20 protein-coding genes are annotated in these 20,767 nt (G+C 72.2%); 7 read left to right on the top strand and 13 right to left on the bottom strand.

The window, feature by feature from the left end; genetic code table 11:
• Positions 1 to 67: 67 nt before the first annotated feature.
• From ACFYVL_RS28945 to ACFYVL_RS28935, 3 genes are all read right to left on the bottom strand, one after another.
• Positions 68 to 283 carry an MbtH family protein gene (locus ACFYVL_RS28945; protein ID WP_389249941.1) on the bottom strand — a complete coding sequence of 72 codons (216 nt, stop codon included), beginning with the start codon at positions 281 to 283 and terminating at the stop codon, positions 68 to 70.
• 49 nt (positions 284 to 332) lie between these two features.
• Positions 333 to 677, bottom strand: coding sequence for a hypothetical protein (locus ACFYVL_RS28940; protein WP_389249939.1), 345 nt, complete (start codon positions 675 to 677; stop codon positions 333 to 335).
• Positions 678 to 1,051: 374 nt separating this feature from the next.
• Positions 1,052 to 1,765: an LmbU family transcriptional regulator gene (locus ACFYVL_RS28935; protein WP_389249937.1), complete on the bottom strand. Its 714-nt coding sequence runs from the start codon at positions 1,763 to 1,765 to the stop codon at positions 1,052 to 1,054.
• 413 nt (positions 1,766 to 2,178) lie between these two features.
• Here ACFYVL_RS28935 and ACFYVL_RS28930 point away from each other — a divergent pair, with 413 nt between their 5' ends.
• A complete protein-coding gene (locus ACFYVL_RS28930) occupies positions 2,179 to 3,894 on the top strand; it encodes a BTAD domain-containing putative transcriptional regulator (protein WP_389249935.1) in 1,716 nt (571 codons plus the stop codon).
• A 133-nt stretch (positions 3,895 to 4,027) separates the two neighbouring features.
• Positions 4,028 to 5,041: a UDP-glucose 4-epimerase GalE gene (gene galE / locus ACFYVL_RS28925; RefSeq protein WP_389249933.1), complete on the top strand. Its 1,014-nt coding sequence runs from the start codon at positions 4,028 to 4,030 to the stop codon at positions 5,039 to 5,041.
• Positions 5,042 to 5,075: 34 nt separating this feature from the next.
• Here the strand turns inward: galE and ACFYVL_RS28920 are convergent, their stop codons facing one another.
• The 5 genes from ACFYVL_RS28920 to ACFYVL_RS28900 all read right to left on the bottom strand — a co-directional run bounded on the left by ACFYVL_RS28920 (position 5,076) and on the right by ACFYVL_RS28900 (position 10,652).
• Positions 5,076 to 6,101: a hydroxyacid dehydrogenase gene (locus ACFYVL_RS28920; RefSeq protein WP_389249931.1), complete on the bottom strand. Its 1,026-nt coding sequence runs from the start codon at positions 6,099 to 6,101 to the stop codon at positions 5,076 to 5,078.
• 60 nt (positions 6,102 to 6,161) lie between these two features.
• On the bottom strand, positions 6,162 to 7,037 hold the full coding sequence (locus ACFYVL_RS28915; RefSeq protein WP_389249929.1) for a carbohydrate ABC transporter permease: 876 nt from the start codon (positions 7,035 to 7,037) through the stop codon (positions 6,162 to 6,164).
• Entirely contained in the window at positions 7,034 to 8,053 is a 1,020-nt protein-coding gene (locus ACFYVL_RS28910; protein ID WP_389249927.1) for a carbohydrate ABC transporter permease, read from the bottom strand. Before ACFYVL_RS28910 ends, ACFYVL_RS28915 begins: the two co-directional genes overlap by 4 nt.
• An 8-nt stretch (positions 8,054 to 8,061) precedes the next feature.
• A complete protein-coding gene (locus ACFYVL_RS28905; protein ID WP_389249925.1) occupies positions 8,062 to 9,387 on the bottom strand; it encodes an ABC transporter substrate-binding protein in 1,326 nt (441 codons plus the stop codon).
• 107 nt (positions 9,388 to 9,494) lie between these two features.
• Positions 9,495 to 10,652: a LacI family DNA-binding transcriptional regulator gene (locus ACFYVL_RS28900; RefSeq protein WP_389249923.1), complete on the bottom strand. Its 1,158-nt coding sequence runs from the start codon at positions 10,650 to 10,652 to the stop codon at positions 9,495 to 9,497.
• A 187-nt stretch (positions 10,653 to 10,839) separates the two neighbouring features.
• Here ACFYVL_RS28900 and ACFYVL_RS28895 point away from each other — a divergent pair, with 187 nt between their 5' ends.
• Positions 10,840 to 12,708: a DUF2264 domain-containing protein gene (locus tag ACFYVL_RS28895; RefSeq protein WP_389249921.1), complete on the top strand. Its 1,869-nt coding sequence runs from the start codon at positions 10,840 to 10,842 to the stop codon at positions 12,706 to 12,708.
• Positions 12,705 to 14,321 carry a right-handed parallel beta-helix repeat-containing protein gene (locus ACFYVL_RS28890; RefSeq protein ID WP_389249919.1) on the top strand — a complete coding sequence of 539 codons (1,617 nt, stop codon included), beginning with the start codon at positions 12,705 to 12,707 and terminating at the stop codon, positions 14,319 to 14,321. Before ACFYVL_RS28895 ends, ACFYVL_RS28890 begins: the two co-directional genes overlap by 4 nt.
• A 13-nt stretch (positions 14,322 to 14,334) precedes the next feature.
• Here ACFYVL_RS28890 and ACFYVL_RS28885 read toward each other — a convergent pair whose 3' ends face one another.
• From ACFYVL_RS28885 to ACFYVL_RS28870, 4 genes are all read right to left on the bottom strand, one after another.
• Positions 14,335 to 15,108 (bottom strand): SDR family NAD(P)-dependent oxidoreductase, encoded by a 774-nt coding sequence (locus ACFYVL_RS28885; protein WP_389249917.1) that lies wholly within the window; start codon positions 15,106 to 15,108, stop codon positions 14,335 to 14,337.
• Positions 15,109 to 15,117: 9 nt separating this feature from the next.
• The gene (locus ACFYVL_RS28880) at positions 15,118 to 15,771 is read right to left on the bottom strand and encodes a multicopper oxidase domain-containing protein (protein ID WP_389249915.1); all 654 of its coding nucleotides are present in this window, start codon (positions 15,769 to 15,771) and stop codon (positions 15,118 to 15,120) included.
• Positions 15,768 to 16,679: a multicopper oxidase family protein gene (locus tag ACFYVL_RS28875; RefSeq protein ID WP_389249913.1), complete on the bottom strand. Its 912-nt coding sequence runs from the start codon at positions 16,677 to 16,679 to the stop codon at positions 15,768 to 15,770. The genes ACFYVL_RS28880 and ACFYVL_RS28875 overlap by 4 nt, the downstream gene beginning before the upstream one ends.
• A 95-nt stretch (positions 16,680 to 16,774) precedes the next feature.
• A complete protein-coding gene (locus tag ACFYVL_RS28870; protein WP_389249911.1) occupies positions 16,775 to 17,455 on the bottom strand; it encodes an MOSC domain-containing protein in 681 nt (226 codons plus the stop codon).
• An 81-nt stretch (positions 17,456 to 17,536) separates the two neighbouring features.
• On the opposite strand from ACFYVL_RS28870, the gene ACFYVL_RS28865 reads away from it, so the two are divergent.
• A complete protein-coding gene (locus ACFYVL_RS28865; RefSeq protein WP_389249909.1) occupies positions 17,537 to 18,433 on the top strand; it encodes a LysR family transcriptional regulator in 897 nt (298 codons plus the stop codon).
• A 63-nt stretch (positions 18,434 to 18,496) separates the two neighbouring features.
• Here the strand turns inward: ACFYVL_RS28865 and ACFYVL_RS28860 are convergent, their stop codons facing one another.
• On the bottom strand, positions 18,497 to 18,895 hold the full coding sequence (locus ACFYVL_RS28860; RefSeq protein ID WP_389249907.1) for a WhiB family transcriptional regulator: 399 nt from the start codon (positions 18,893 to 18,895) through the stop codon (positions 18,497 to 18,499).
• A gap of 330 nt (positions 18,896 to 19,225) precedes the next feature.
• Between ACFYVL_RS28860 and ACFYVL_RS28855 the strand changes: the two genes are divergently transcribed.
• Positions 19,226 to 19,837 (top strand): response regulator transcription factor, encoded by a 612-nt coding sequence (locus ACFYVL_RS28855; protein ID WP_003948568.1) that lies wholly within the window; start codon positions 19,226 to 19,228, stop codon positions 19,835 to 19,837.
• A gap of 253 nt (positions 19,838 to 20,090) precedes the next feature.
• Positions 20,091 to 20,678 carry a sigma-70 family RNA polymerase sigma factor gene (locus ACFYVL_RS28850; protein WP_389249906.1) on the top strand — a complete coding sequence of 196 codons (588 nt, stop codon included), beginning with the start codon at positions 20,091 to 20,093 and terminating at the stop codon, positions 20,676 to 20,678.
• The last annotated feature ends 89 nt before the right edge of the window (positions 20,679 to 20,767 follow it).

Genomic DNA, 20,767 nt, shown 5'->3' with positions numbered 1-20,767 from the left:
CACGAAGGGGATTCCCGGGGTGATGCGTGCCCGTCCACCCGCCCGATGAGCACGCACCACGGCAGGCTCAGATTCCTGCGGACTCCATGCGGCGGCGCAGGCTGAGCGGGCGCATGTCGGTCCACACCTCGTTGATGTGGGCCAGGCACTCCTCGCGGCTGCCCTGCTTCCCCTCGGCACTCCAGCCGTCGGGGAGCGCGCGGTTCGCCCACCAGATCGAGTACTGCTGCTCGTCGTTGACGACCACGAGGTACGAGCCGTCCGGCGTGCTGCTGTCGTTCATACGCGGTCTCCTGTATCGGTATCGGGCCGGCGCGTCCGTGCGGACACGGTTACCGGGCGGTGTCGACCGAGTCCTCGGCGATGCGCTCCTTGACCGCGGCGACGAGGGCGGCGGACGCGTCCTCGCGGTGCGCGAGTTCCTCGATGAGTTCGGCGAGCTCGCGGAACGTGCGCCCGCCGAAGCCCTCCAGCTGTTCGAGGACCTTGACGCCGAGCGCGTTCTCCAGGTCGAGCACCACCTGGACCATGGAAAAGGAATCCAGGTCGCTGAGCTCCTCGGGCTCGGGAATGTCGGGCTGCTCGGCGCAGATGGTGGCTGCCGTCCGACGGATCAGCTCGGTGAACTCCTCGATGAAGAGCGGGTCGCTGACGGTATTCGTCTCGTTGTCCGACATGAGTTTTCAGGGCTCCTTCGCCGTCGATACGCGTCGCCGAGGGCGGGACTCGATCGAGTTTCATTGTCGATGCGATCCGACCGTAACCGCCGATTCTCCGTCGGGGCAATAAAGGGCCGAGAAACATCGGAATTGAGGTGTGTGAGAAGCGAATTGTGGGAATGCGGGTGCCGTGCGGGCGACCGCCGCCGACGCATTACCGGTGCGGCCGGTTGTCCCGCCGGCGAGACGGGCCCGCCGACGGGCGCGGCGGGCCGTGCGAAAACCGGCTCGGTCGGCGGCGGGCCGTACCGAAATCCGCTCGGTCGGCGGCGGGCCTTACCGAAACCCGCGCGGCCCGTGGCAGGCCTTACCGAAAGCGGCTCTGCCGCGCGTCAGGCCGCCTCGCCCTGCTTCAGGATGTGCGCCGCCGCGTCGTCGAGCATCGACATCGCCCAGGTCTGCAGGTCCTGCTCGGCGTCCAGGGCCGCCTGGCTCCAGCGGTCCCTGCGCTCCTGCGGCAGATTCAGGTGGATGTCCACCCGCTGCTCGACGGCCGCGGGCTCCTCGCCCTGACGGGCCGCCCTGACCCGGTTGCGCAGGAAGCTCTTGGACCAGTTGAGCCGCTCGGCCCGGTCCATCCAGTACTCCTGCTCGTTCTCCGGCAGGCTCGCCAGCTCCGCGTGGTGCTGGAAGCTCAGCCCGGCACGGCGCCGGTGCGGCGCGTAACGCCGGGCCACCCAGGCGTAGTTGCGCAGCGTCTGGTAGTCGAGCAGTGTCTCCTCGACCGCGCGGCGGTAGCGGTCCGGGTAGGCGGAGCGCCCGTACACCAGCCAGTCCCCGAGCCACCACGAGCTGGAGTCCGCGGCGCCGAAGATCTTCCTGCCCAGGTCCTGCCACTCGTCCAGCGGGAGGGACGGCGGCAGCCGGAGGGAGGTGCCCTCGGCCACGGGGGCGGACGCGGCGTCGGACCCGGCCGGGACGGCGGGCGCGGCGGCGCCGGGAGCGGCCGGGGCGCCCGCCGTGGCGCCGGTGGCTGCGGTGCTGGTGGCGGCGGGTGCCGCGGGCCCCTGCGGGCCGACGTCCGTGTGCTGTCCTGAATCCGGCATACCTTTTCCCCCGTGCCTAGGTTGCGCGTGTTCGTCGTGTGTGCAGGCGGGCGACCACCACTGACGCGTGGTCAACTGCGCCAACGATTGAATCGAACACATGATTCCGCGCCAGGTCCAGTCCATCGCACTGCCATGTTTCCGGCTGTCCCGCCAGCGGGACAGCCGCGGGCCTCGGACCCCGGCGGCCACCACCGGGCCGCACCGCCAAGAACGGGGCAATCGGCTTGCCAGGGGCGCCAGTTGGGCGTGTTAGCTTCCACGGGGATTCGACTTGCCGGGAGGCGCGATTCGGGGCGTTGGGAAATCGGGAACCGGAAATCGGGAGCGGTGACAGGGGGAGTGGAATGGAATTCCGAATTCTTGGCCGGGTCGAGGTGCGTCACGACGGAAAGCGCATTCCTCTGTCCGGAGTGAAACAGCGCACCATACTCGCGGCACTGCTGCTGGCCCGCGGTGAAACGGTCTCCGACCAGAAACTGAGCACCCTCCTGTGGGGCTGGGACCCGCCGGCCACCGTGAGCGCCCAGCTCTACACCCACGTCTCCCGGCTCCGCCGCCTCATCGGCGACCACGCCGCCATCACCCGGGTCTCCCCGGGCTACGTCCTCGACATCGGCGACTGCGCCTTCGACCTCGACGCGTACGAGCGCATGAACACCGCGGGCCGCGAGGCGCTCGCCGCCGGGGACGCGGACCAGGCCGGGCTGCTGCTGCGCGAGGCCCTCCTGCAGTGGCACGGCCCGCCGCTGGCCGACGTCACCGAGCAGCTCGCCGACGAGGAGGCGCCCCGGCTGGTGGAGAGCCGCCTGACGACCTGGGAGAACCGGATCGCCGCCGACCTGGAGCGCGGCCTGCACCAGCAGCTGGTGTCCGAACTGACCAGACTGGTCCACGAGTTCCCGCTGCGCGAGAGGCTGCGCGGCCAGCTGATGACCGTACTGGCGGGCACCGGGCGCAAGGGCGAGTCGCTGCGGCTGTACCAGGAGGGCCGCCGACTGCTCGTCGACGAACTGGGCGTCGACCCGGGGGAGGGCCTGAACGCCGTCTACCAGTCCGTGCTGGACGACCGGGTGCACACGGGCGGCACCGCGCTGCCCGGGGTGCCGCTCATGCTGCCCCCCGACATCGCCGACCTCACCGGGCGCGAGGTCGAGCACGAGCTGATCCACACCGAGCTGACCCGTGACAGGAACGGCGACGCGGGCTCCCGGCGGCCCCGCCGCGCGGTGATCCTGGGCATGCCCGGCGTCGGCAAGACCGCCCTCGCGGTCCGGGCCGCGCACGCGGCCCGCGCCCACTTCCCGGACGGCCAGCTCTTCGCCCGGCTGCGCGCCGACGACGGCACCCCCCGCCCGCCCTCCGAGGTGCTCGCCTCGCTGCTCAAGTCCCTCGGCCACGCCGACCGCGAACTGGCCGGACTCGGCCTCGGCGCGCTGGCCGGCCGGTACTGCGAGGCACTGGACGGCCGCCGGGTGCTGGTGGTCGTGGACGACGTGGTCTCCGACGCCCAGCTCGCCCCGCTGCTGCCCAACTCCCCGGACTCCGCTGTCCTGGTGACCTCGCGGGCCCCGCTGTCCTCCATGGTGGGCTCCCGGATCACCGTGCTGGAACCGCTGGGCGAGAGCGCGGCCATGGCCCTGCTCGCGGCCACCGCGGGCGAGGCCCGGATCGCCGCCGCCCCCGAGGGCGCCCGCGCCGTGCTCGCCCACTGCGCCGGACTGCCCCTGGCCATCCGGGTGGCGGGCGCCCGGCTCGCCTACCGGCCGCACTGGCAGCCGCGGCTGCTCGCCGACCGGCTCGCCGACCCGGGCCGCCGGCTGGAGCTGCTGCGCTTCGGCGACCTGGACGTGGGCGCCCGGCTGCTCTCCGCCCGCCGCGCCCTCGGACCGGAGACGGCCGGGGCACTGGACCGGCTGGCGCTGCTCGACGGTACGGAGTTCGAGGCCGACGGCGTCGCGGCGACCCTCGTCGTTCCCCGGGCCGGGGCCGAGGAACTGCTGGAGTCGCTGGTGGACGCCGGAATGCTCCAGATCCGCGGCTTCGGCCACGACGGCAGCCTGCGCTACGGCCTCCACCCGCTGGTCCGCCTCGCGGTCCGGTCCGCGGTCGGGGTACCGCTGCCGTGAGCGGCAGTGGTGCCGCTGCCGTGACGCGAACACAGCACGAGGACCGGCCGGTTCACGAGGACCGGCCGGTTCCCAGGGAAGTCCCCGGACGACCGGACCGACGGCACGGGGCGAACGAGAGGTGAGTGGGCGCATGAAGGTCCTGATCGCGGGCGGCGCCGGATACATCGGCAGCACGGTCGCGTCGTACTGTCTGGACGCGGGGATCACCCCCGTCCTCCTGGACAGCCTGACCACCGGCCGGCGCGAGTTCACCGCCGGGCGGGTCTTCTACGAGGGCGACATCGCGGACGGCGCGCTCGTCGACCGCGTCTACGCGGAGCACCCCGACATTCACGCGGTGATCCACTGCGCGGCGCTCATCGTCGTGCCGGAGTCGGTCGCCGACCCCGTCGGCTACTACCGAGCCAATGTCTCCAAGACCCTCGACTTCGTCTCCCACCTGCTGCGCAACGGCTGCGAGCGGCTGATCTTCAGCTCGTCCGCCTCCGTCTACCGGGCGGGCGAGGACTTCACCGTCGACGAGCACTCCGCCGTCGAACCGCGCAGCCCGTACGCCCGCTCCAAGGCGATCTGCGAGGACATGCTGCGCGACATCGCCGCCGTCACCCCGCTGCGGACCCTCTCCCTGCGCTACTTCAACCCGCTGGGCGCCGACCCCGCGCTGCGCACCGGCACCCAGTTCCCGAGGACCCGCCAGGTCATCGGGAGCCTGGTCGAGGCGTACGAGACGGGCGCGCCCTTCCGGGTCGCGGGCGACTCCTTCCCCACCCGGGACGGCTCGGGCATCCGCGACTACCTCCACGTGTGGGACCTGGCCGCCGCCCATGTCGCGGCGCTGCGCAACTACGACAACGCCTTCACCGGGGGCGCCCGGTCCGCCGTGATCAACCTGGGCACCGGCACCGGCACCACGGTCTTCGAGCTGCTGGCCGCGTTCAACGCGGCGGCCGGCACCCCCGTCGCCTCCGTCGTGGTGCCGCCCCGCCCCGGCGACTCCCCGGGCGCCTTCACCCGTACCGACCGGGCCGCCGAACTGCTCGGCTGGCGCACCGAACTCACCCTCGCCGACGGCATCCGCGACGCCCTCGCCTGGGCCCGCACCTGGCACGAGGACCGGGTGCCCGCGCCGGACGGCGCCCGCTGAGGCGCCGCCCGGCGGGCGCCGGACGCCCCGGCCGCTACGCGGAGTGGTCCAGTACGTCCGGGCGCACCGCCTCGGCGAACGGCGCCCCGGCCGCGTACCGCTCCAGCTCGGCCAGCGCGTGGTCGGCCATCCGGTGCAGCTCGTTGCCGAAGGACCCGGCCATGTGCGGGGTGAGCAGCACGTTGGGCAGCGAGTAGAACGGCGAGCCCGGCGGCGGCACCTCCGGGTCCGTCACGTCCAGTACGGCGTCCAGCCGCCCGGACTCCAGGTGCGGGAGCAGCGCGGCCTCGTCGACCAGCGAGCCCCGCGAGGTGTTGATCAGGGTCGCCCCGTCCGGCATCGCCGCCAGCTCGGCGGCGCCGATCATGTGCCGGGTCTCCGGCAGCTGCGGGGCGTGCACCGAGACCACGGTGGAGCGGGCGCAGAGCGTGGGCAGGTCCGTCAGCCGCACGCCGAGCGCGGCGGCCTGCGCGGGGTCGACGTACGGGTCGTACAGCAGCGTCGTCACGTCGAAGGGGCGCAGCAGCTCGATGACCCGGCGGCCGATCCGGGAGGCGCCGACGATGCCGACGGTGCGGCGGTAGTTGCCCGAGGTGTGCAGGGCGGCGCGCCAGTCGTGGCCGGTGCCGTCCAGCTCCCGGTAGGAGCGGGCCGCGCGGGCGACCTGCTTCCCGGCGAAGAGGATCGCGGCGAGCGTGTACTCGGCGACGGGCAGGGCGTTGGCCCCGGCGGCCGAGCTGACCCGCAGGCCGCGCTCCCAGCAGGCCGGGGTGATGTGCTGCTTCACCGAGCCCGCCGCGTGCACCACGGCGCGCAGCCGCGGGGCCCGCTCCAGCACCTCCCGGGTGAGCGGGGTGGCGCCCCAGCAGGTGAGGAGCACCTCGGCCTCGGCGAGCGCCGCCGCGAACTCGGGGGCGTGCAGGTCGTGCGCGACCAGGTGGGGGTCGGTGCGGGCGATGGCCGCCAGCCGGGCGCGGCGGTCCTCGGTGAACAGGCGGGCAGCGATGCTGGGGGCCATCGCGAGCAGGGTCGCGGGGCGGTTGTCAGTGGCGTGGGGCATGGTGGAACTCGGGCTCCTCATCGGTTCGTTGGATGCCCGGGTGGTGCACCCGGGCGCCCGTCACTTGACGCTGCCGGCGGTGAGCCCGGCCTTCCAGTGCCGCTGGAGGGAGACGAAGGCGACGATCAGGGGGACGACGGCGAGGAGCGAGCCGGTCACGACCATCGGGAGGTACGTCGGCTCGGCGTGGGCGTTGGAGTTCCACGCGTACAGACCGAGGCTCAGCGGGAAGAGCTTCTGGTCCGACAGCATCACCAGCGGGAGGAAGAAGTTGTTCCAGATCGCGGTGAACTGGAAGAGGAAGACGGTCACGAAGCCCGGCATGATCATGGGCAGACCGATGGAGAAGAAGATCCGCAGCTCGCCGGCGCCGTCGATCCGGGCCGCCTCCAGGGCCTCGTTGGGGATGTAGCCCGCGCTGAAGACCCGCGAGAGGTACACGCCGAAGGGGTGCACCAGGACCGGCAGCAGGACCGACCAGTACGTGTTGACCAGGCCGATCTTGCTGGCCAGGAGGTACATGGGCAGCGCGAGCGCGGTGGTCGGCACCAGCACGCCCAGCAGCACCGTGGAGAACAGCTTCTCCTTGCCGGGGAAGGCGTACTTGTCGAAGGCGTAGCCCGCGGCGACGCTCACCAGCGAGCTGAGGACGGCGCCGGCACCCGCGTACAGAAGGGAGTTGGCGTACCAGCGGAAGTAGATGCCGTCGCCGTGCTCGGCCAGTGCGGAGAGGTTGGAGCCGAGGTCGAAGCCCTCGAAGGAGAAGGCGTTGCCCGCGAGCAGTCCGCCGGCGTCCTTGGTGGCGGCGGTGACCAGCCAGACCAGGGGGAAGAGCATGTAGAGGGTGGCCAGGACGAGTGCGCCGTTGACCGCGGTGCGCGACAGCCAGCGGCTGGCCGGAGCCGCCGGGGAGGCGGCGCCCGTGTGGGTGCTCATATCGCCGCCGCCTTCCGGTCCTGCTTCTTCGCCTGCTTCGGCTTGCGGCCGGCGGACAGCTTCGTCACCACGAACGACAGCAGCGCGGCCGTCAGGGCGAGGAGCACGGAGGCCGCCGCGGCGAGCCCGTAGTCGTTGCGGTCGAAGGCCGCGGTGTAGGCGTACATGTTGGGTGTCCAGGTGGAGGAGACGGCGGAACCCGTCCCCTTGTTGAGGATCAAGGGCTCGGTGAACAGCTGGAGCGAACCGATCACCGTGAACAGGGCGACCATCACCACGGAGGCCCTGATCAGCGGCACCTTGATGCTGAACGCGGTGCGCCAGGCACCCGCCCCGTCCACCGTCGCGGCCTCCAGGACCGAGCGGTCCACGGCCTGCAGCGCGGCGTAGAAGATCACCATGTTGTAGCCGAGCCACTCCCACAGCGCGATGTTGACCACCGAGGGCAGTGCGCCCGAGGGCGAGAAGAAGTCGAAGCCGATCCCGCCGGCCTCCATCGCCTCGACCACCGGGCTGAGCTGCGGCGTGTAGAGGTACACCCAGATCAGCGCGGCGATGATGCCGGGCACCGCGTGCGGCAGGAACAGGGCGAGCTGGAAGAAGCGGCGCGCGCGGGCGAGCGCCGAGTCCAGCAGCAGTGCCAGGGCGAGGGCTCCGCCGATCATCAGCGGGATGTAGAGCACGCAGTACCCGAGGAGTACGGCGAAGCCCTCGCGGAAGGCCGGGTCGCCCAGCGCCGCGGTGTAGTTGCCGAGTCCGCTGAAGACGGTCTCGGTCCCGCCGAAGCCCAGCCCGGACTGCTTCTCGCTGAAGAGGCTGAGCCAGACGGCATAGCCGATCGGCACCACCATCACCAGCACGAACAGGACGAAGAAGGGGGTCAGCAGGAGGGCTGCCGCGGCGTTGGTACGGGCGCGGGCGGCGGAGCGGACCCGGCCCTCGGCGGGGGCGGGGCCCCGGCCTTCGGCGGAGGTGCCGGCCGGCCCGCCCGGGGTGTCGGCCTTCGTGAGGGTCATGGTGCCGCTCAGCCCTCGACCTTCAGGCCGCGCTTCTTCAGCTCGGCGACCGTGGCGTCGTGCCCGGCCTTCACCGCGTCGGCGATGGTCGCGCCGCCGCCGGAGACCTTGCCGAACCGGTCCTTGACGACGCTGTTGGTGGTGCCGGTGCTCGGGCCCCACGACCAGTTCGGGTTGATCGACTTCCCCGCGTCCTCGAACACCTGGTAGATGTCCTGGCCGCCGTAGAACTTCGCGTCGAAGGCCTTCTTCGCGGCGGGCCGCAGCTCACCGGCGGCCGGGAACGCGCTGGAGGTGCCGGAGGCGATGCGGGCCTTGACGCCCTCCTCGGTCGTCGTCATCCACTTCGCGAACTCGACGGCGGCCTTGGCCTTCTTGCTGCTCTTGGTCACCGCGAAGGTCGACCCGCCGAGCATTCCGCTGGCGGCCTTCCCGTCCCAGCTGGGGACCGGGGCCACCGCCCACTTGCCGTCCTGCTCGGGCAGCGTGCCCTTGAGCACGCCCGCGCCCCAGGCGGCCCCCAGGTAGCCGACGGTGCCGCCGCTCTTGAGGGAGTTGGTCCACTCCGGGCTGAAGGAGGCGTTGTTGCGGATCAGGTCGTCGTCGAGGAGCTTCTGCCAGTACGCGGCGACCTTGGTGGTCGCGGCGTCGGTGGTGTTCACCTTCCAGGTGTCGCCCTCGGCCTTGAACCACTGGGCGCCCGCCTGCCAGGTCATCGCCTGGAAGGTGGTCGGGTCGTCCGGGAAGAAGGTGCCGATCCGGGCCTTGGCGTCGGCCTTCTTGACCTTCTCGGCCGCAGCGCGGAACTCGTCCCAGGTCTTCGGCACCTCGACGCCGTACTTGGCGAACAGGTCCTTGCGGTAGAAGAAGGCCTGCGGCGCCGCGTCGAAGGGCACCGCCCACGTCTTGCCGCCCAGTGTGGTCAGCTCGACCGTCTGCGGCAGGAACTTCTTCTTCGTGTCGTCGCCGACCAGCTCGCCGATGTCCTGCACCGAGCCCTGGCTGACGAACTCCGGCAGCATCGGGTACTCGATGGACACCAGGTCGGGGGCGTTGTCCGCCTTGACCGCGTTGGAGATCTTCGCGTAGCCGCCCGCGTTGCCGGACGGGATCTCCTCGAACTTCACCTTGATGTCCGTGTGCGAGGCGTTGAAGGCGTCGACGACGTCCTTCGTCCCCTTCGCCCAGCCCCAGAAGGTGATCTCGACGGGCTTGCCGTCGGCCCCCGGGGCGGCGGTGTCACCGTCGCCCCCGCCGCCGCACGCCGTGAGCACGGCGAGGGCGGTGGCAGCACCGGCTATGGCATGGGTCGTACGGTTCCAACTGCGGCTCACGGCACGGCTCCTGTACGGAAGGCGACATTGACGTGTGGGGATGGCCGCGATCCTGTGACCAGCCGTGACCGAAGTCAAGAGCGAATGATCGAATGATCGAAATCAGATCAGTCGGATGTGCGGGCTGCCGGACGCGGGACCCTCCCGCGCACCGCCCCCGGAAGCTCGTCCTCGGCACCCGCGCCGGTCCGCTCGGCCCCGCACGAGGCACGCACCCGCAGCCGCGGCAGCAGCGTCAGGTGCCGCCGCGCCGACTCCCCGCCACCGGCCCCGCCCAGCCGCTCCACCAGCAGCTGCGCCGCGTGCCTGCCCACCTCCCGCTTGGGCGGCGCCACCGCGGTCAGCGGGGTGTCGGCGAGCGCCGCCACCTCGTCGTCGTACGCCACCACCGCCAGGTCGTCCGGCACCCGCACCCCCAGTTCCGCGAGCCGCTGCACGATCTGGATGGCGTCCACGTCGTTGTGCACCAGCGCCGCCGTCGCCCCCGCCGCCACCGCGGCCCGCAGGTCCGCCACCGCCGTCTCGAACCCCGCCGGGTCCAGCTCCGCCGGTACGGAGTCGATGGCGGGACGCGGGGCCGCGAGCCCCAGCGAACCCAGCGCCGCCGCGTAACCGGCCCGCACCGACAGCGCGGTGGGACTGTCCGCCCGCGCCACCAGCACCGGCGCCCCGTGCCCCAGCCCCACCAGGTGGCGCACCGCGAGCAGCGCCCCGTACCGGTGGTCCGAGCAGACCCGGTCCAGCGCGTCCGCCGGGGTGCCCGGCTCCGGCTGGCGCTCCAGCAGCACCGCGGGCACCGGCAGTCCGGCCAGCCACCCGCCGTGCTCGGCCGGGTCCTGCGGCCGGCGCCAGCCCGGCGCCACCAGCAGCCCCTGCGCGCCCGCCGCCAGCAGTCCCTCCACCCGGGCGTGGTCCTCCTCCGGGCGGTAGTCCGAGATCCGCAGGATCAGCCGCGCCCCGGCCCGCGCCGCCGCCTCGTGCGCACCGCGGATCACCTCGGCGAAGTAGTACGTGGCGGAGGGCGCCAGCAGCCCCAGGACCAGCCCGTCGGCCGCCCCGTGCGGCCCCGCCTCCGACGACCGGGGCCAGGAGACCGACCCGTGCACCCGGTCCAGCAGGCCCCGGCCGGCCAGCACCTCGACGTCGCGGCGGGCGGTCACGGGGGAGACCCCGAGCAGCCCGGCGAGGTCGGAGACCCGTGCGGTGCCGTGCCTGCGGACCAGCTCCAGCAGGCGGTCATGACGTTCAGCTGCGCTCTCGCGCACGGCTGCCTCCCCCGGGAAGTGGCTCTGCGGTACGCATCCGGTGATGCGAACGCCTCCGACCCTAGACCAGCAAGGCTGATCGAACGACAGAAGTTTCGATCATTCGAACGCGATCCATTGACCTTCGATCAGCGGAAGTTGATGATTCCGGGCGACGCCGCCGCAGCCGTACGCCCCAGGGAGCAGCATGTCCACGCCGCCCGAGAACCGTGAGCTCAGCCCGTACACCGGCTGGACCCGCGCCCACTGGGAGCACACGGCCGACCGCCTGCTGCTCGCGGTCCGCCCCTACGCCACGCCCCGCAACGGCATGATCCACCTCCCGGGCCCGCGCCCCAGCGTCTCGGGCCCCCGCTCGGACGGCCTCGAAGGCTACGCCCGGACGTTCCTGCTGGCCGCGCTCCGGGTGGCCGGAGCCCGGGGCGACGACCCGCACGGCCACCTCGCCCGCTACGCCGAAGGCCTCGCCGCCGGCACCGGACACCCCACCGCACAGGCCGGGTTGAGTGCGGCCGATCCCGAGTCCTGGCCCCGCACCACCGACATCCGCCAGGCCGTCGTCGAGTCCGCCTCGGTCGCCCTCGGCCTGCGCCTCACCCGCCCCTGGCTCTGGGACACCCTCGACGACGCCGTACGGCAGCGCGCGGTCGACTGGCTGCTGCCCGCCCTCGGCCCGTCCCCGGTGAACAACAACTGGTGGCTCTTCGGCCTCACCGTCGCCGGTTTCCTCCAGGACATCGGCGTCGAGACAGACCGGGCCGCCGCCACCATCGACACCGCCCTCGCCCGCATCGAGGAATGGCACCTGGGCGAAGGCTGGTACAGCGACGGCCCCAACCGCTCCTTCGACCACTACAACGCCTGGGCCCTGCACTTCTACCCGGTCCTGCACGCCCACCTCACGGCGAGCGCCGAACAGGAGGACCCCGCCGCCGCGCACCCCGCCGGCGGCAAGGCCCTCCTCGACCTCTACGGGCCCCGCCTGCACGACCAACTCACCACCGCCACCCGCCTCTTCGGCGCGGACGGCGCCCCCATGCCGTACGGGCGCTCCCTCACCTACCGGTTCGCCGCTGCCGCCGCCCCCTGGCTCGGCGCGCTCACCGGGCACACCCCGCTGGGCCCCGGCGCCACCCGCCGCCTCGCCTCCGGCACCCTCCGCCACTTCCTGGACCACGGCGCCACCGACGCCGAAGGGCTGCTCACCCTCGGCTGGCACGGCCCCTACGCCCCGATCGTCCAGAACTACTCGGGCCCCGGCTCCCCCTACTGGGCCTCCAAGGGCTTCCTCGGCCTGCTGCTGCCCGCCGACCACCCCGTCTGGACGGCCACCGAGGAACCCCTCCCCGCCGAGACGGCGGACCGGGTCACCCCCGTCGGCCCGCCCAACTTCCTCCTCCAGTCCACCGCCTCCGACGGCCTGGTCCGGCTGCACAACCACGGCAGCAACCACGTCGGCCCCGAGGACGACCCCGGCTACGCCCGGTTCGCCTACTCCACCCGCACCGGCCCCGCCCACGAGACCCCCGACAACCACTTCTCCCTCCTCCTCGACGGCCGGGAGACCTCGCGCGGCCCCGCCGCACCGCAGGGCCACGGCCCCGACTGGGCGGCCTCCGCACACACCCCGGCCCCCGGCGTCCGCGTCCTGTCCGCCACCGCCGCCCACGACCGCACCGAGGTCCGCGCCCATCTGGTCACCGGCGCCCCCGCGGACACCCCGGTGCGCCAGACCGGCTGGGCCACCGCCCCCGGCGGCCCCACCGCCCAGCTCCACCCGGTCCACGGGTACGACCTGGCCGTCGCCGAACTCCGCTGCGGCCCCACCCAGTTCGGCCCCGACTCCGACGCGCTCGCCCTCTACGGCCGTACGTCGGCGGACGGCGCGTCCCTCTTCGTGGCGCTCGCCTCCCTGACGGCCGACCCCGACCCCGCCCCCGTGGAGTCCCTCGCTCACGTCCAGGTCCGCGACGCCGACCCGCACGGCACGGACATCCACGTGACCTGGCAGAACGGCACCACCACCCTGCTCCGCCTCACCCCGGAGGAACTGTGAGACACCGTCTGACCACCGCCGCGCTCGCCGCGCTGACCGCCACCGCCTCCCTCGCCGCGCTGTCCCAGGGCGCGGCCCTGGCCGACACCGGGCCCGCCACGGCCGCCGTACGGCCCGCCGCCAAGGCCCCGGGCACGACCTACTACGTCGACTGCTCCGCCACCGGAGCGACCGGAGCCACCGGAGCCGACAGGAACGGCAAAGCCACCGGCGCCCCCGGCTCCGGCACCCGGTCCGCCCCCTGGACCACCCTCGCCGAGGCCAACGCCCACACCTTCGGCCCCGGCGACCGTCTGCTCTTCCAACGCGGGGCCACCTGCGAGGGTTCCCTGGAACCCCGGGGAGCCGGTTCCGCCACCGCCCCCTTCACCATCTCCGACTACGGCCGCGCCAAGGACCGCGCCAAGCTGGCGGGCAACGGCGTCCACGACGTCGTACTCCTCAGCAACACCCAGCACATCAAGCTCAACAACCTCGAAATCACCAACGCGACGATCCCCAACACCAACACCGAGCGCAACGGTGTCCGCCTGCGCCTCACCGACTACGGCACGGCGCGGAACTTCGAGATCAGCAACCTCTACATCCACGACGTGCGCGGCGGCGACGCCAAGAAGCTCACCGGCTCCAGCGCCATCCACGTGGCCGTCGAGGGCACCGCCAGGGCCAGCAGCTACGACGGGCTGGACATCCACCACAACCGCATCGAGGACGTCGACCGCGAAGGCATCTACTTCAAGTCCACCTTCTCCAAGCGCGACCTGGTCGGCGAGCAGCAGGACCCCCAGGCCTACCCCGGCGAGTGGACCCCCTCCACCCGCGTGCACATCCACCACAACACGCTCAAGTCCATGGCGGGCGACGGCATCAAGCTCGACACCACCGCCGGAGCGGTCGTCGAGCACAACCGCATCGACGGCTTCCAGCTCCGCTCCAAGGAGGCCAACGCGGGTCTGTGGACCTTCAACACCGACGACACCCTCGTCCAGTACAACGAGGTCTCCGGCGGTGGCGGCACCCGCGACGGCATGTCCTTCGACGCCGACGGGGCCTCGCAGCGCACGACCTTCCAGTACAACTACAGCCACGACAACCTGGGCGGCTTCCTGCTGATCTGCCCGTACAGCGGCGCGAAGACCGTCGACACCGTCGTGCGCTACAACGTCAGCGAGGACGACGGCGAGCGGTTGATCCAGAACTGCTGGGGGCCGATCATCAACACGCAGATCTACCACAACACCTTCGTCAACCGGGCCAAGGTCCCCAACTTCCTCGTCCAGGACGACGCGACCAAGCCCGAGACCACCCGGCACGAGCTGACGATCCGCAACAACGTCTTCGTCGGCATCGGCACCGGCGGCTACGCGTTCAAGAACCCGACCGCCGGGCTGACCTTCGACCACAACGCCTTCCACGGCGTCCCGATGACCCGCCCCAACCCCGGCGGCCTCACCACCGACCCGAAGGTCCGCGCCGACTTCCGGCTCGCCAAGGGCTCGCCCGCCCTCGCCGCCGGAGCCGAGATCCCCGACAACGGCGGCAAGGACTACTTCGGCAACCGGATCCCGGCCGGCGCCCCGAACCTGGGCGCCTACGCGGGCCCCGGCCGCTGAGCGCCCCGCACGGCTACTGAGGCCCGTACTTGCGGCCTGTCCGGGAGGTGATCCCCCCGAGCAGGCCGCGCGGCGCCACCTTCACCACACCCATCAGCGCCTTGTAGCGGGGGTCGGGGATCGACAGCGCCTTGCCGCGCGCCAGGTCCTTCAGCGCCTCCGCCACCAGCTTGTCCGCGTCCAGCCACATCCACGAGGGGATGTTGTCGGTCCCCATCCCGGCCCGCTCGTGGAACTCGGTGCGCACGAAGCCCGGACACAGCGCCATCAGCCGCACCCCGCTGCCCGTCATGTCCTTCGCGACACCCTGGGTGAACTGCACCACCCACGCCTTGCTCGCCCCGTACGTCCCGCGCGGCACGAAGGCGGCGACCGAGGCGACGTTGACGACCCCGCCGCGCCCGCGCTCCTTCATGCCCGTCACCGCCGCCGACGTCAGCCGCAGCACCGCCTCGCAGTGCACCTTCAGCATCGTCAGCTCGTCGGCCATCGGCACTTCCAGGAACTCGCCCTTGTTGCCGAAACCCGCGTTGTTGACCAGCAGGTCAACCGGGTGCGTGCGGTCCGCCAGCCGCGCCTCGACGGCCGCGATGCCCTTGTCCGTCGCCAGGTCGGCGCTCAGCACCTCCGCCTCGACCCCGTGCTTGTCGTGCAGCTCGGTCGCCTGCTCCTGGAGGCGCTCGGTGTTGCGGGCCACCAGCACCAGGTTGTGCCCGTCGGAGGCCAGCCGCCGCGCGAACGCGGAGCCGATGCCCGCGGTCGCTCCTGTGATCAGTGCAGTCGTCATACGGCTACGTTAGTGCCCGGCATGATCGCCCGTGCCCCCGCCGCCGCCCGGCGAACCGGCCCGCTGCCCCTTCTCCACCACCACGAACTGCCCCATCATTCCCCGGTCCTCGTGGTACAGCAGATGGCAGTGGTACATGTACGGAGTGTCCGGATCGGCAGGCCCGTCGAACCGCATCGCCAGCTTCACCGTGCTCCCGCCCGGCACGAACACCGTGTCCTTGGCCCCGCGCAGCGTCCCCTCCGGCGGCCTGCCGTCCACCTCCAGCACCCGGAACTGCACGTCGTGCACATGGAAGTTGTGCGGTACACCGTCCTCGTTGCGCACGGTCCAGGTCTCGGCCGTGCCCCGGGTGACCGTCTCGTCCACGCGCCCCATGTCCATCTTCCGGCCGTTGATCCCCGACATCCGCAGCCCGAAGTACCGACCCCGCACCTCGTCCTTCGCCTGCGGAACCTCCAGCTTCCCCAACACGGCCGGCAGCGCCGGCGACCTGCGCAGGGAGGCGGCGGCCCGCAGCTCCAGCACGTCGAAGGAGTCGTCGCCGCCCCCGAACCGGCGGTTCCACGCGTCCCCGTAGTTGTCCTGCGGAAAGCTGCGCAGCACGGTCCGCTCGCCCGCCCGCATCCGCACCACGACCTCCGCCCTTCCCCAAGCTCTCAACTTCGTTCGAGCAGGGGAGACCCCATTCCCGGCGAGAGCTGCACCCGGCGCAGGGTCTCCGGCTTCTCCAGCAGCCCGCCGTCCGTGCCGACCAGGGCGAAGGCGCGGTCGTCGCCGAACCCGAAGTCGTAGACCCGGGCCGTCGAGGCGTTCAGCAGGCGCAGCCGCACCAGCTCGTCACCGACCACCTTGTACGGGTCGAGCGTCCCGTTCACCATGGTCCGCTCGCCCAGGAACCCGGTGTTGCGCATCATCCCCTTGCCGTCGTCGAGCTCCGCCCCGTCGAAGGTCACGTCCTGCACCGCCACCGGCACGTCGTCCACCCCGTACCGCTTCGGCAGCGCGAGCGCCCCCGCCTTCGCGTCGTCGACCAGGAACATCCCCGCCAGCCCGCGCCGCACGTGCGCCTCGGTCCGCCCGTGCGGATGCGGGTGGTACCAGAGGGTGGCGGCCGGCTGGTCGATCTTCCAGTACGGCGTCCAGGTCTTCCCCGCCGCGACCTCCTGGTGCGGGCCGCCGTCCATCCTGGCGGGGACGTGCATGCCGTGCCAGTGCACGCTGGACGCCTCGTCGAGCCCGTTGGAGACGCGTACCTTCACCTTCTCGCCGCGAGCGGCCCGCAGCGTCGGCCCGAGGTAGGAGCCGTTGAACCCCCAGGTCGGGGTCTTCGTCCCGGGCAGGAACTCCGTGGTCCCCGCCTGCATCCGCAGGTCGAAGACCCGGGTGCCGTCCTTGTCCACCACCGATGCCGCGAGCGGTGGCACCTTCAGCTCGTTGCGGAAGTCCGTCGTGCCGACGGTGCTGATCTCCGCACCCGTCCACACCGACACGAACAGGCCGCCCACGGCGGCGACGAACACGGCGGCAAGGGTGCCGAGGACGATGAGGACGCGCTTCCCACGGGACATGACACGACCCTCGCGCCGCACCCCGTGCACCGGCATCGGGGGCGGCCCCCCGGCCGCCCCCGACTCCAACTCGCCTGCCGCCTAAGGGATTTCCCTCACTTCTCGGCGGTCCCGCCCTGCTGCTCCAGATAGGCGAGGGCCTTCTCACGGGTGTACGGGGACAGCACGTCGCCGGCCTCCAGCAGCCTCGGCAGCAGTTCCCGGCGCAGCGTGTAGGCCTGGAAGTGCATCGCCACCGTCACCTCGTGCGAGGGCCGGTGCACCACCTCGATCGGGTCCCCGGCCCGTACGGCACCGGGCTCCACCACCCTGAGGTACGCCCCCGGGACCACCGCCTGGGTGAAGCGCTTCACCCACTGCTTCTCGTCCAGCGCGCCCGCGAACGTCCGGCACGGGATGCGCGAGGCGGTCACCTCCAGCACCAGGTCCGCCCCGACGCGCCAGCGCTCGCCGAGCCGCGCCTCGTTCACGTCGAGCCCCGCCGTGGTGAAGTTCTCGCCGAACTCCCCGGAGCGCAGCGGCCGGCCCAGCTCCTCCTCCCACCGGTCCAGGTCCTCGCGCGCGTACGCGTAGACCGCCTGCCGGGTGCCGCCGTGGTGGCGCAGGTCGCAGACGTCGTCACCGACGAGACCGCTGCCGCCGGTGCCGCTGGGCCCCGGCTCCCGCACCTCCACCGGCCCCTGTGCGGGGATCTTGCCGATGCCGGTCATGCCGCTCGGGTTGTCGGTGTGCTCGCTGGCCGTGGCCCGCCCCAGATTCACGCTCAGTAGTTCCATGGCGGGAACGCTAACCCAGTCCAGCTAAAAGCCGACAGCAATAATTCGCCTGAAAGTCCAAGCCAGCCTTATGATTGGCGTATGATCGAAGCCCGCCACCTCCGCGTCCTGCGTGCGGTCGCCGCCACCGGGTCCTTCTCGGCCGCCGCCCGCGAGCTCGGCTGCACCCAGCCGGCCGTCAGCCAGCAGATGAAGGCGCTGGAGCAGTCGACGGGCACCCCGCTGCTGATCCGCACCGGCCGCGAGATGCGCCTCACCCAGGCCGGCGAGGTGCTCGTGCGGCACGCCGCGGGCATCCTCGCCGGGCTCACCGCGGCGGAGGAGGAGGTCGCCGCCATCGCGGGCCTGCGGGCCGGCCGGGTGCGGCTGGTCTCCTTCCCCTCCGGCAGCTCCACCCTGGTGCCCACCGCGCTCGCCGCCCTGCGCGCCGCCCACCCCGGCACCCGCGTCTCCCTCGTCGACGCGGAGCCGCCCCGCTCGGTGGAGATGCTCCGCGAGGGCGACTGCGACGTGGCCCTCGCCTTCCGTTACGGGCCGGGCGGGGCCACCGAGGACTGGACCGACCTGGTCGTCCGCCCGCTCCTCACCGACCGCCTCGTCGGCCTGGTCCCCGAGGGGCACCGGCTCGACGGGGCGGGCACCGTCGGCATCGGCGAACTCGCCGAGGAGCCCTGGATCGCGGGCTGCCCGCGCTGCCGCCGACAACTGGTCGAGGTCTGCGAGAGCGCGGGCTTCGCCCCGCGGATCGACTTCGCCACCGACGACTACCCGGCCGTGATCGGCCTGGTCGGCGCCGGTCTGGGCGTCGCGGTGCTGCCCGCGCTGGCCATGGAGTCCGTACGGCACAAGGCCGTGCGCACCGTCGCGGTCGAACCGGCGGTGCAGCGCGAGATCGTCGCGCTCACCCTGCCCGACCTGGCCCAGGTGCCGGCGGTGGCGGCCACCCTCGACCAGCTCGCCCTGGCGGCGGCCCGCTGACCGGCCGCCCGCTGGACGGGTACCGCATCGCAGAAACGTTCCTTCGCGCGCGGGGCCGGGCGGTTACTTCACCAGGGTGACGCGGCGCGCGTGCTCGGCGCCGCCGCCCCGCACCGGGGCCCGCCCCGCCGGTCCCGCCGTCTTCGCGCCGGGGGCCGCCGCCTGGCCGGTGGGGACCAGACGGTGCCTGGCCCGGCCCATCAGCTCCTCGCGCTCGTCCTCCGTGAGGCCGCCCCACACTCCGTAGGGCTCGCGCACCTGGAGCGCGTGTGCCGCGCACTGCGCGCGCACCGGGCACCTCATGCAGACCTCCTTCGCCGAGTTCTCACGTGCGCTCCGCGCGGCCCCGCGCTCGCCCTCCGGGTGGAAGAACAGCGAGCTGTCGACGCCGCGGCAGGCGGCCAGGAGCTGCCAGTCCCACAGGTCGGCGTTGGGTCCGGGAAGGCGGGAGAAATCTGCCATTGGTTGTCCCCTTGCGTCTGTGCTGAGCCGGAAACTTGAGCGAGCCCACCCATCTACGGTGTGAGTAGATGAAAATATGACTCATTGGAAATCTAGCCCTAGACACCAGCAAAAAGGAAGAAAACCGACTAAATGGGGCACTAAGGCCACGAGAGTCCGATTCCTGGGCCGTAACTCTTTCGAGTGACCGTCGTTGAGTTGGCTGAGGCGGTTGAAGGAAAGAGCGATCGGGCAGGTGTCCGAGAGTGTCAACCGCACAGGTGACGACTTGTATTCAGCCTGGAGGCCCAAGGTGACGCGCATCAGCTGTGCGAGCGGCGGAGGTCGGTCATGACATCCGTCCTCGTCTGCGACGACTCCCCGCTTGCCCGAGAGGCGCTTCGCCGCGCGGTCGCGACCGTGCCCGGCGTCGAGCGCGTGACGACGGCTGCCAACGGCGAGGAAGTCCTCCGCCGCTGGGGCGCCGACCGTTCGGACCTGATTCTGATGGACGTACGGATGCCCGGTCTCGGCGGTGTCGAGACGGTCCGGCGTCTGCTGTCGGCCGACCCCGGCGCCCGGATCATCATGCTCACGGTCGCGGAGGACCTCGACGGCGTCGCGCTCGCGGTCGCCGCCGGGGCCCGCGGCTATCTGCACAAGGACGCGTCCCGCGCCGAGCTGCGCGCGACCGTCACGCAGGCGCTCGCCGACCCGACCTGGCGGCTCGCCCCGCGCCGGCTGCGGTCCGCCGAGATGGGTGCGGCGCCGACCCTCACCGCCCGGGAGATCCAGGTGCTGGAGGGCATGAGCCACGGCCGCTCCAACGCGGAGATCGGCCGCGAGCTCTTCCTCTCCGAGGACACGGTGAAGACGCACGCCAGGAGGCTGTTCAAGAAGCTCGGCGCCTCGGACCGGGCCCACGCGGTGGCGCTCGGATTCCGCTGGGGACTGGTCCGCTAGGGCCGTGGCCGGTGTGAACCAGCACGCGTGAGAAGGTCCCCCGTCCGCCTCGTGCGGACGGGGCGCAGGACGCCCGATCCCGGTTCGGCGGCCGATGCCGCATCCTTGAGGGATGGGGTTCCTCGGGAACGGATCGGTCGAGCGGAAGGGGAGGGCGCGGGAGATGAGTCCTGGCGTACCTGCTCATAACGCTTCAGTGCACAACTACGGGCGCGGCGGCGCGGATGCCGGAACGTCAAGGCACCATGGACCGATGCGCGACGACGAGGCGGTGGCGACCCAGGGGGCCATCGGTGCCCTGGTGCACCTCGCCGTGGAGGGGGACGAGCAGGCCACGCACGACCTGCTCGCCCACGTTCATCCCCTGGCTCTGCGTTATTGCAGGTCACGACTGTCCCGGTTGCCCGGTGACGCTCGTCACTTCGTCGAGGACCTGGCCCAGGAGGTCTGCGTCGCGGTGCTGATGGCACTGCCGCGCTACAAGGACACCGGCAGGCCCTTCGAGGCGTTCGTCTTCGCCATCGCCGCGCACAAGGTCGCCGACCTCCAGCGGGCGGCGATGCGCCACCCCGGGTCGACCGCGGTGCCCTCCGACGAGATGCCGGAGCGGCCCGACGACTCGCTCGGCCCCGAGGAGCGCGCGCTGCTCAGCAGCGACGCCGCCTGGGCCAAGAAACTGCTGGCCAACCTCCCCGAGCACCAGCGCGAGCTGCTGGTGCTGCGGGTCGCCGTCGGGCTGACCGCGGAGGAGACCGGACAGAAGCTCGGAATGTCCCCGGGGGCCGTGCGCGTTGCACAGCACAGGGCGCTGAGCAGACTCCGCGCCCTCGCCGAGCAGTAGCCCGGCCCGCACCGCACCGGCCGGACAGCGACCCGGCCGGGCGACACCGCGCCGCACCGCCCTTCGTCGTACGCGCGCGCGGGAGAAAC

Source organism: Streptomyces sp. NPDC004111 (assembly GCF_042874215.1).
Taxonomy (GTDB): domain Bacteria; phylum Actinomycetota; class Actinomycetes; order Streptomycetales; family Streptomycetaceae; genus Streptomyces.
The sequence above is the reverse complement of the archived record's forward strand: the minus strand, read 5'-3'. Positions and strand labels throughout refer to the sequence as shown.

What these genes read in the sequence shown, in the direction of transcription:
- ACFYVL_RS28945 (WP_389249941.1), bottom strand. Translation starts at nt 283, where the DNA reads ATGAACGACAGCAGCACGCCGGACGGCTCGTACCTCGTGGTCGTCAAC.
- ACFYVL_RS28940 (WP_389249939.1), bottom strand. Translation starts at nt 677, where the DNA reads ATGTCGGACAACGAGACGAATACCGTCAGCGACCCGCTCTTCATCGAG.
- ACFYVL_RS28935 (WP_389249937.1), bottom strand. Translation starts at nt 1,765, where the DNA reads ATGCCGGATTCAGGACAGCACACGGACGTCGGCCCGCAGGGGCCCGCG.
- galE (WP_389249933.1), top strand. Translation starts at nt 4,028, where the DNA reads ATGAAGGTCCTGATCGCGGGCGGCGCCGGATACATCGGCAGCACGGTC.
- ACFYVL_RS28920 (WP_389249931.1), bottom strand. Translation starts at nt 6,101, where the DNA reads ATGCCCCACGCCACTGACAACCGCCCCGCGACCCTGCTCGCGATGGCC.
- ACFYVL_RS28915 (WP_389249929.1), bottom strand. Translation starts at nt 7,037, where the DNA reads ATGAGCACCCACACGGGCGCCGCCTCCCCGGCGGCTCCGGCCAGCCGC.
- ACFYVL_RS28910 (WP_389249927.1), bottom strand. Translation starts at nt 8,053, where the DNA reads ATGACCCTCACGAAGGCCGACACCCCGGGCGGGCCGGCCGGCACCTCC.
- ACFYVL_RS28895 (WP_389249921.1), top strand. Translation starts at nt 10,840, where the DNA reads ATGTCCACGCCGCCCGAGAACCGTGAGCTCAGCCCGTACACCGGCTGG.
- ACFYVL_RS28885 (WP_389249917.1), bottom strand. Translation starts at nt 15,108, where the DNA reads ATGACGACTGCACTGATCACAGGAGCGACCGCGGGCATCGGCTCCGCG.
- ACFYVL_RS28875 (WP_389249913.1), bottom strand. Translation starts at nt 16,679, where the DNA reads ATGTCCCGTGGGAAGCGCGTCCTCATCGTCCTCGGCACCCTTGCCGCC.
- ACFYVL_RS28870 (WP_389249911.1), bottom strand. Translation starts at nt 17,455, where the DNA reads ATGGAACTACTGAGCGTGAATCTGGGGCGGGCCACGGCCAGCGAGCAC.
- ACFYVL_RS28865 (WP_389249909.1), top strand. Translation starts at nt 17,537, where the DNA reads ATGATCGAAGCCCGCCACCTCCGCGTCCTGCGTGCGGTCGCCGCCACC.
- ACFYVL_RS28860 (WP_389249907.1), bottom strand. Translation starts at nt 18,895, where the DNA reads ATGGCAGATTTCTCCCGCCTTCCCGGACCCAACGCCGACCTGTGGGAC.
- ACFYVL_RS28855 (WP_003948568.1), top strand. Translation starts at nt 19,226, where the DNA reads ATGACATCCGTCCTCGTCTGCGACGACTCCCCGCTTGCCCGAGAGGCG.
- ACFYVL_RS28850 (WP_389249906.1), top strand. Translation starts at nt 20,091, where the DNA reads ATGCGCGACGACGAGGCGGTGGCGACCCAGGGGGCCATCGGTGCCCTG.